The organism is Archangium sp. (genome assembly GCF_036388035.1).
Lineage (GTDB): Bacteria > Myxococcota > Myxococcia > Myxococcales > Myxococcaceae > Archangium.
The window spans coordinates 1-7,674 of the sequence record NZ_DASVSO010000324.1 but is presented as its reverse complement, the minus strand read 5'-3'; the positions used below and the strand labels follow the sequence as shown (position 1 = coordinate 7,674).

At 64.2% G+C, this 7,674-nt stretch carries 8 protein-coding genes; 2 read left to right on the top strand and 6 right to left on the bottom strand.

Annotated elements, in window-relative coordinates; genetic code table 11:
* The 3 genes from VF697_RS13295 to VF697_RS13285 all read right to left on the bottom strand — a co-directional run.
* On the bottom strand, positions 1-1,110 hold a 1,110-nt coding region (locus tag VF697_RS13295; RefSeq protein WP_331094885.1), incomplete at its 3' end, for a phospholipase D-like domain-containing protein.
* 391 nt (positions 1,111-1,501) lie between these two features.
* Complete coding sequence (locus VF697_RS13290; RefSeq protein WP_331094883.1) at positions 1,502-2,035, bottom strand: GrpB family protein; 534 nt, start codon at positions 2,033-2,035, stop codon at positions 1,502-1,504.
* Between the two features lie 265 nt (positions 2,036-2,300).
* The gene (locus tag VF697_RS13285; protein WP_331094881.1) at positions 2,301-2,930 is read right to left on the bottom strand and encodes a hypothetical protein; all 630 of its coding nucleotides are present in this window, start codon (positions 2,928-2,930) and stop codon (positions 2,301-2,303) included.
* Between the two features lie 328 nt (positions 2,931-3,258).
* On the opposite strand from VF697_RS13285, the gene VF697_RS13280 reads away from it, so the two are divergent.
* On the top strand, positions 3,259-3,531 hold the full coding sequence (locus VF697_RS13280; protein ID WP_331094879.1) for a hypothetical protein: 273 nt from the start codon (positions 3,259-3,261) through the stop codon (positions 3,529-3,531).
* An 874-nt stretch (positions 3,532-4,405) separates the two neighbouring features.
* Positions 4,406-5,272, top strand: a complete 867-nt coding sequence (locus tag VF697_RS13275) for a DUF4238 domain-containing protein (RefSeq protein WP_331094877.1) — start codon at positions 4,406-4,408, stop codon at positions 5,270-5,272.
* Positions 5,273-5,587: 315 nt separating this feature from the next.
* Here VF697_RS13275 and VF697_RS13270 read toward each other — a convergent pair whose 3' ends face one another.
* The 3 genes from VF697_RS13270 to VF697_RS13260 are packed head-to-tail and all read right to left on the bottom strand — an operon-like array spanning position 5,588 to position 7,346.
* Positions 5,588-6,022: a DUF488 domain-containing protein gene (locus tag VF697_RS13270; RefSeq protein WP_331094876.1), complete on the bottom strand. Its 435-nt coding sequence runs from the start codon at positions 6,020-6,022 to the stop codon at positions 5,588-5,590.
* The gene (locus VF697_RS13265) at positions 6,019-6,642 is read right to left on the bottom strand and encodes a DUF488 domain-containing protein (RefSeq protein ID WP_331094874.1); all 624 of its coding nucleotides are present in this window, start codon (positions 6,640-6,642) and stop codon (positions 6,019-6,021) included. The genes VF697_RS13270 and VF697_RS13265 overlap by 4 nt, the downstream gene beginning before the upstream one ends.
* A complete protein-coding gene (locus VF697_RS13260; RefSeq protein WP_331094872.1) occupies positions 6,639-7,346 on the bottom strand; it encodes a dual OB domain-containing protein in 708 nt (235 codons plus the stop codon). Before VF697_RS13260 ends, VF697_RS13265 begins: the two co-directional genes overlap by 4 nt.
* Positions 7,347-7,674: the final 328 nt, after the last annotated feature.

Genomic DNA, 7,674 nt, shown 5'->3' with positions numbered 1-7,674 from the left:
CTCGTCCAACTTCTCCAGAGACAGCGCGTCGAGATTGGTTGAGCCCACCAGCGCCAGGGCGTCATCCACGACCATCGTCTTCGCGTGCATCATCGACGGCTGGTACTCCCAGATGCGCACACCCGCGGCCCTCAGGGTGTCATAGGTGGCGCGCTGGGCCAGAGTGATGGACGTGTGGTCGTTCTTGTCTCCGGGCGCGAGCACCCGCACATCCACGCCCGCGCGCGCCCGCTCCACCAGCAGCGCGGTGAGGGCCTCGTTCGGCGTGAAGTACGCCTGGGCAATCCACAGCCGCTTGCGCGCGGCGCGCACCATCAACTGCGTGAGGCGCTCGGCGCGCGTGACCTCGGGGTTCGCGGTGCTGGCGACGAAAGCCGCCCAGCCCTCGCCCGCCTCGTCCAGTCCGGGCTGCGGGGCGTCGAGGCCGGGGAAGTCGCTCGCCGGCAGCAGCTCGCCCGTCGTCTCCTGCCAGTTCTCCGCGAAGGCCTGTTGGAGCTGCGCCACCACCGGGCCCTCCACCCGCGCATTCGTGTCGCGCCACTCCTTCTCGTTGCGCACCTCCCCCAGCCACTCGTCCTGGATGGCCATCCCGCCGGTGATTCCCACCCGGCCGTCCACCACGATGACCTTGCGGTGGTTGCGCGCGAGGTTCTCGTCCGCCGGCAACGGGCGGAACAGGTGCGCCTGGCACCCGGCCGCTTCCAACCTCGGCTTCACCTCCTTCTCGAAGGGGGCGCTGCCCAAGGGGTCCACGAGCACCCGGCAGGCCACGCCCGCCCGGGCCCGCTCGGTGATGACGGAGAGCAGCCGCTCGGAGGCGACTCCCGGGCGCCAGATGAAGATGACGATGTTCATGGAGGAGCGCGCGTGGGACAGCTCCTCCACCATCACGTCGAAGACAGCGCCGTTGTTGGCCCAGCGCAGGCGGTTGCCCGGTACCATGCGCACGCCCACCGTCTGGTAGAGCGCCGTGGCGAACTCCCCGCCCCGCGAGCCCACCTCCCCGCGCAGGTGGAAGGGCCGTGAGGACTCCTTCGTGGTGAGCGCGGCGCACCCCGACATCACGGTGGCCGCCACCACTGCCATCACCCACCCTCGTCCACGTCCCATGCGCGAGCCCGAGCCTCCTGGGGCCAGGAGGTAGGCATGCGGCCCGGGTCCGTCATCCCCCAGGACAGGTCGACTGTCGGCTGGCCGCGATGTGCCCTACGCCAGGCTGCGCGCGAGATGTGATCGCGCAGCGCGAACTGTCCTCCGCGCACCATCACGAAGTCCTGACCGTTTCCGGTCCGAAGGCCAAAGCGGCGTCCGACCCGCGGAGAGGGTCCGCCGATGGTCTTGCAGAGGCCATGTTGAGGGTGAGGGCTGGAGCGCAGGTGCCGAGGAGGACCGCTGACAGGGGCCGTCCGAGCAGTGAGCCAAGCGGGTGGACAGGCCGCGCAGCCCCTTGAGGTACACGACTGCCCTTTCCCGGGTGGGTGCCAGCCACGCGTTGGGTGACTCACCGCGACGCGAGCGCCCACGCCAGCGCTCTTTCGACGAGTGCGGTGACGAACGCGTTCTTCTGCTGCGAGTACGTCGAGAAGAGGCGCGCACCGTGCGCGTAGGCCTTGCGCTTCTCGTCGGCGTAGGCCTTGGCCTCGTCGGGATGCGCGCGCAGGTAGTCGCGGACGGCGAGCTGGGACGTGAAGAAGGCGCCTCCCTCTTCGGCGATGGCGACGTTGAAGTGGGGCGGTCCTCGCCGTCGCAGGTAGAGCCTGCCCGGAATGAACACCTCGCCGAAGTCCTCGTAGCCGAGCGCGACCAGTCGGGCGGTGACGGCCTTTCCCTCCTCCAGCGTGCGCACGCCCACCAGGAGGTCGATGATGGGCTTGCCTGCAAGCCCGGGCACCGAGGTGCTGCCCACGTGTTCGATGCGCGTGGCGACAGCTCCGAGGACTCCGCGCACGCGCTCGGCCTCGGAGGCGTAGAGCGCGGGCCATCGAGGGTCGGGCTCGACCAGGGTGATGGGCTCGTCGACATTGGAGGTCTTCACGTCGTCACCGGTCCTCTCAGCGGTGGGGCGTACGTTTTACCGTCCTCCAGGCCGCTGCGGCTCCCTGCTGCTGGATAAATGGATGTCCCGCAGGGTGCTCGACGAGCCACTCCAGACGTCCCACACCACGAGGTAGTCCGTGCCATTGGAGGCCACCTCGGAGTGCAATGCGAATACCGGCGGTCCTCGGGGGAAGTCCCTCCCGTTGACGCTCGGGAGGGCGATGGAGCTCTGAATCACCCTGACCCGCGCGTCAGGGAGTGCCTTACGGGCAGGTGAAGGCGGTGGTGTTGGCGCACCGGTACAGGTAGGCAGCCGAGTCACCATAGAACTCGGCCTTCTTCCCACCCTCGCAGGCGACCCAGATCGGCGCCCACGTGCCCGTCAGGCCCAGGAGGCACGTGTTATGGGCCAGGATGCCGCCGCTAGCCTGGCCGTAGCCAAAGGCGAAGTGCTCATTGCCCTGGAAGTCCACGTAGCCGTTCGCGGTGCCCGTATACAGCGTGTGGGGGCCATCGATGACGCCACCGCCGACGGAGCCATCGGCGCCGATGTACATGTTCTGCGGATTCACCCCGTCCGCACTGGCCTTGAAGGTCACGTACTGACCGGTGCGGTACTGGTGGGTGAACGACGCGCCGATGTAGCACTGCTCGACCACCTTGTAGGAACCGGTCTGGCCCGGCGTGCCCACCCAGTAGGTCCGGCTGTACCAGTCCATCTTGCAGGTGATGGGCTCGAGCGCCCCCCTCGTCACGAGCGTCTCGGTCAGCCCGCTCTCGATGCGCGCGGTCTCACCCTGCTCGTTGTTCTGTCCCTGCGTCTCACCACCACACGCCGCCATCAACCCGGCGACGACGAGCGCGCCCGGGAACATCTTCGTGTTGAAGCTCATGGTTCTCTGTTCCGAAAGGAAATGCCCCGGTGTTTTCCGTAAGGCGGCGCGCACCCTAGAGATATGTGTGGGGGAGATCAATGCTTTATGGAATAGCTGGTTTCACGGATTGTGCCTGGACCCGAACCCTGCCAAAGGATGGAGGGCGGAGGCAGGGGATGGTCCGATACGCCGTGTGGCTCATGCTGCTCTGCGGCTGCGCGACCCCCGAATGCGCAAAGGCGATCCAGAGCCCGTCCTTGAATTCGAACCGGGGCCGGCGGTCACCGACACGAAAGCCCTGACGACCTGGCTCGAAGCGAGTCGCGGGAAGCGTCTTCGCCTGCCCGTGGTGATCGAGCTCGGAGAGCCCGGCCATCGCTTCAAGCGCTCCCGCGTGGGCGACGTCGAGCTCCACGTGACGGCTCTGGCGCTTGGGGTGCCGCTGAGCGAGCGGATCGCGCAGAAGTGCGGGCGCGAGGCGACCCGCTGCGCGCTCTGGCTCGAGGGCCGCTACGGGGAGAAGCCGCCGTTCCCGAACGACCACCCCCAATACGAGGTCATCAAGGTGGGCGACCTCGTGGACGAGACGGTGGAGCTGAAGGGCGAACGGGCGAAGTAGCCCGCCGGGAGAGGCGGACCCGTCGCCCCGCGAGGCGTCGTCCTCGGGAGACCGGTCGGGCCCCTGCTCGACCGGCGGGTGAGGGGGGCTACTCTGCGTCGGTGCGAACCCCGGAACCGTGGCCTATGACTCACCGCGCGCGTATAGGCGGGATAGAGGCCCTGTTGAGGGTGAGGGCTGGAGCGCAGGTGCCGAGGAGGACCGCTGACAGGGGCCGTCCGAGCAGTGAGCCAAGCGGGTGGACAGGCCGCGCAGCCCCTTGAGGTACACGACTGCCCAGGCCGCTCTCCCAGGGGGTGCGCGGCTGGGGGCTGGCTCTCTTGGCCCACAATGAGGAGCGGCAGGAGGACGGTCCACATGTCCGGGAGCTTATATCGAAGGGCGCTCCTGCCCACCCATGGTGGCTTCCAGCGATTGATTCTCCATCTCCGTTTCCTTTCAGGGACTTTGAACAAAGGGGCCAGCAAACGCCGAACTCCGCCAGGCCCTCTCTGGGAGTGCCAGGCGGCGGGTTCGATTCCCGCCGCCTCCACTTCCTATCGACTCACGGTAGAGTCGTCGGTCACGTCTTCAGGGCGAGGCCGACTTTACCGAAGAGCGGATGAACTCCGCACTCCGCTTGGAGCGCAGTGATGAGCCGCCCCAGTTCAGTTACCGAGACGTCGTCTGCGCCAGAAGGGCCGCACATCGGGGCGCGCCGTTCGTGAAGCGGGGCCGTCGGACGGTGCCAAAGGACTCGTTGCCGCTCCCTACGAGTCGTCTGCCACCTTGGGCCGGCCCCCGCCGCTGCCTCAGGCGGAGGGTTCGCCTTTTTCGGCTTCGGCTCCGCTCCCACTTGAGGCTCAATTATCGGCAGTCGTGCTACTCAAGGCTGATGAGCGACCCGAAACTCCACCACTACGTCCCCCAGTTCTACTTGCGCCGATTCGCGAATGCGACCGGTCAACTTTTCGTATGGGACAAGACTCGCGATCGGTCGTTTGCGACGTCTCCTCGCCACCTTGCGGCAGAGCACGACTTCTACTGGCATGACGAACTTGCCGCCCATGGCCACGATCCGCTCACACTGGAGAAACAACTCTCCAACATCGAAGGGGAGACCTCCCGAATCACCTCGCAATGGCTTGAGTGGTTACCTGCCGCCGAACCGGGCGAACGCATTCCAATACCGGACATCAATAGGAAAATTGTTTCACAGTTCATGGCCATCCAAGTACTCAGGACGCTTGAGTCGCGCACGATCTTGGGACTCTTCGCGCAGGCGCATGGGTTCTACAAGGAGCCTTCTGAGAAGGACCTCAGGGCGCTCCACTTGGATCTTGTCTGGCACCTACCTCTTGTGAACGATCTAACCAAGCGCATCTTGGAATCGACGTGGCTTTTCGGCGTGAACGGAACCACGACGCCATTTATTACCTCGGACCATCCTATAGCTTTTCGTGCGGGCGATAATCGGATGTGGCTCAAGGTCCACGTCTTTACGCCTGGCACATACGTCGTCTACCCAATGGCGCCTAATGTCATCATGTACTGCTATCCGAATGAGCAGCCGTGGACGAAGGTCGACCGCTTTTCCGATTGTCGTTCACCCGTCGAGTTCACCCCCGACTTCGTCGAGAGCGAGAACGCTGGGCAGGTGTTCATGGCCTCTCGGTTCCTGTTCTCGCCGCAAAATGATTTCGCGGATGCGAGTGCGTTTGCCAAGACGATCAGCAAAGATCCAAACGAGGCTGACGACTAAAGTATCCGACCGAAATCGCTGAGCCACACCGAACCGTCGCCACTCCAGAAATGCTACGTGGACACGGGATGGGCCGAGAGGTGAGGGTCCCAGCAGGTGTGGAGGAGGCGAGCGTGGCGCCCCATGCCCACCATGCTCAGCACGTCCGCTTCGCGGGGTACCTCCGGCACGCGCTCCACTAGGTGTACAGCCGTCACCGGCGCCCGCTTCGCGTTGCAGGAGGACATACACCGCGATCCTTTGAAGCCCCGCTCCTCATACCGGGGCAGGCCACGCCCCACCTCGCTCGCCTCCGCCAGCAACGTAGCGAGATTGCTAAAGATGCTGCACTTCAAGGTTGCCCCACTTCTGCATAAGGTATTCGATAACAAGGCGGCGGTGGCAGTGCTTCGGTTTGTCCTCTGAGCAAAGAAGACACGCCCCTTCCAGTGCAGAGCGAGGAACAGTCTCTTCGATGCGTCGTTCAGCCATCAGGGCAAGGAAGCGCCTCTCGTAATCGGACCAGTCGCCTCCATCCTTTTTGTAAGCATCGAGCATCTCCTGCGTCGGCGCGAGCTTCGGTTCGTGCGCGTAATCGATGCCACCGATGGCCCTGAGGAAGTACCGGAGATCGTCCTTCTTCGCGAATCCGGCGAGCTGCGAGACGTTGTTCAGGCGCACGTCCAACACCTTGTTGACTCCCGCTTTCTGAAGCCTGCTGAAGAACGACTCGGCGGAAGTCTTAGTGAATCCGATGGTGAAGACTTTCATGGGGTGTAGCGCTCCGGAACAGGGTCGTCGGTCGGGTTTGGCTTCTCGACGTAAGCGATCTCGCTCTCTCGCCTCGCGTATGCCTCGTCTACCAGTTCCTGTCGAGGCTTGAAGAAATCCTGCTCACTGAGGCCGACCTCATTGAGAAGGCGGTCAAGGGCATCGTCGTGTTGTTCTAGGCGGCCGTCTCCAAGGATGTGTGCCGCCCGAAGGCCACGCACAACGAGATGTCGAACTACGAGAATCGTCCTGTGACACGTAAGCGGGTCTCTTTCCGCACAGAGTAGCGCAATCCGGTAGCGGCTGGTCCCATTGATAACCCGCGTCAGACCGTGCTGAAACGCGGCAGTCTTGGCGAGCCGGTCGTACTGAACCTTCCCATCTACGTAGCAGTTCCGATCGTCAGTACGAGCACCCAATTCTCGACCTAGGAAAGCGTATGAGATTCCCACGGCCTTCAGCGCATCCTTCAACGGCTCCCTATTGAACTGAGGGTTCATGCGGCTGTAGGGCTGCGAGCGAACGTCGGCGATGGCCGTGATTCCGTTTCGCCGGAGCAGGTCCAGCAGCTTTTGGGTCGAGTGGGTCGAGTGCCCAACGGTGAATATCAATGCGCTCACGAAGTTCCTCTAGCGCGTTTGGGCGTGATGACAGCAGCGGCCAATTTATAGGCGTACCCGTTGTATGGCTCGGAGAGGCTGACGCAGATAAGCGCGTCCTCGACAGGGTACTCCTCATCCTCCTTCGCGAAGAACTCGCGCTCAACAGGAGGGTCCGTGATCACGAGGTGGTACGTCGAGGTTCCCAGCTTGAAATGGGCGCGCACACGGCGGCGACTCGGGTAAGGACTGTTGTCATCCATGCCGACCACAACACGCAGGTTCTCGGGATGGATGAGGTAGAGCGACTGCTTGTAGAGTGCGACACGGGCTTGTGGAACCTGGTCGTTGCGGCCGTGGCGAGACGAATGGCCGTTCTCCCAGAGGGGCCCACTGGGACTGTCGACAGCCGCCAGTAGAGCGTCCCACGAGAGCTGCCCCGACTTCTCCCAGTAATAGCCGTCATCAATGAGGTGGTTCTCCTGCTGATGATCATGGGGCAAGGGCTGCTTCATCGTGATCGAAACGATGTCCAACACCTTAGGGTCGGTGCCATCCTCGTAACGTCGTTCTTCCTCCGAGACCTCTCGGCTCTCGCGCGCACTTACGGGTCGGACCCATTCGCCGAACTTGCCTGAACGGTACTCCCTTCCGGCGATGCACCGTCCCCCGGAGGGGGGCTTCCGAGAGTTGGCGAGACAGACGATGGTCTTCTTGTAGCTCATGGGAGGATCACACTACTCGAAGTGCCTATTGATCGCTTCCGCGACTTCCGACAGGTTGGGGGCGGAGCAACTCAACGCACGTGTCCAAGCTCACCTGCTAGGCCGGTGGAGCCCCCCGCGTGCGTCGAGGCTCTCCTGCTGGGCTAGGTGGTGTGTGTCGGACAGGTAGAACCGGATCCGTGGGGGCGTACGCGTTGGAGAGGGGCTGTTGGGCACGGTGGAGCCCTGCGCGTCGAAGCTCGCCTGCCGGGCAGGTCGAGTGCGCGCACGTCGGACAAGATGCAGCCGAGCCCGTAGGGCCCCGCGCGTCGCGGCTCGCCTATCGGGC

Coding starts and splice junctions, on each gene's coding strand:
- VF697_RS13270 (WP_331094876.1), bottom strand. CDS start 6,022: ATGAAAGTCTTCACCATCGGATTCACTAAGACTTCCGCCGAGTCGTTC.
- VF697_RS13275 (WP_331094877.1), top strand. CDS start 4,406: ATGAGCGACCCGAAACTCCACCACTACGTCCCCCAGTTCTACTTGCGC.
- VF697_RS13260 (WP_331094872.1), bottom strand. CDS start 7,346: ATGAGCTACAAGAAGACCATCGTCTGTCTCGCCAACTCTCGGAAGCCC.
- VF697_RS13285 (WP_331094881.1), bottom strand. CDS start 2,930: ATGAGCTTCAACACGAAGATGTTCCCGGGCGCGCTCGTCGTCGCCGGG.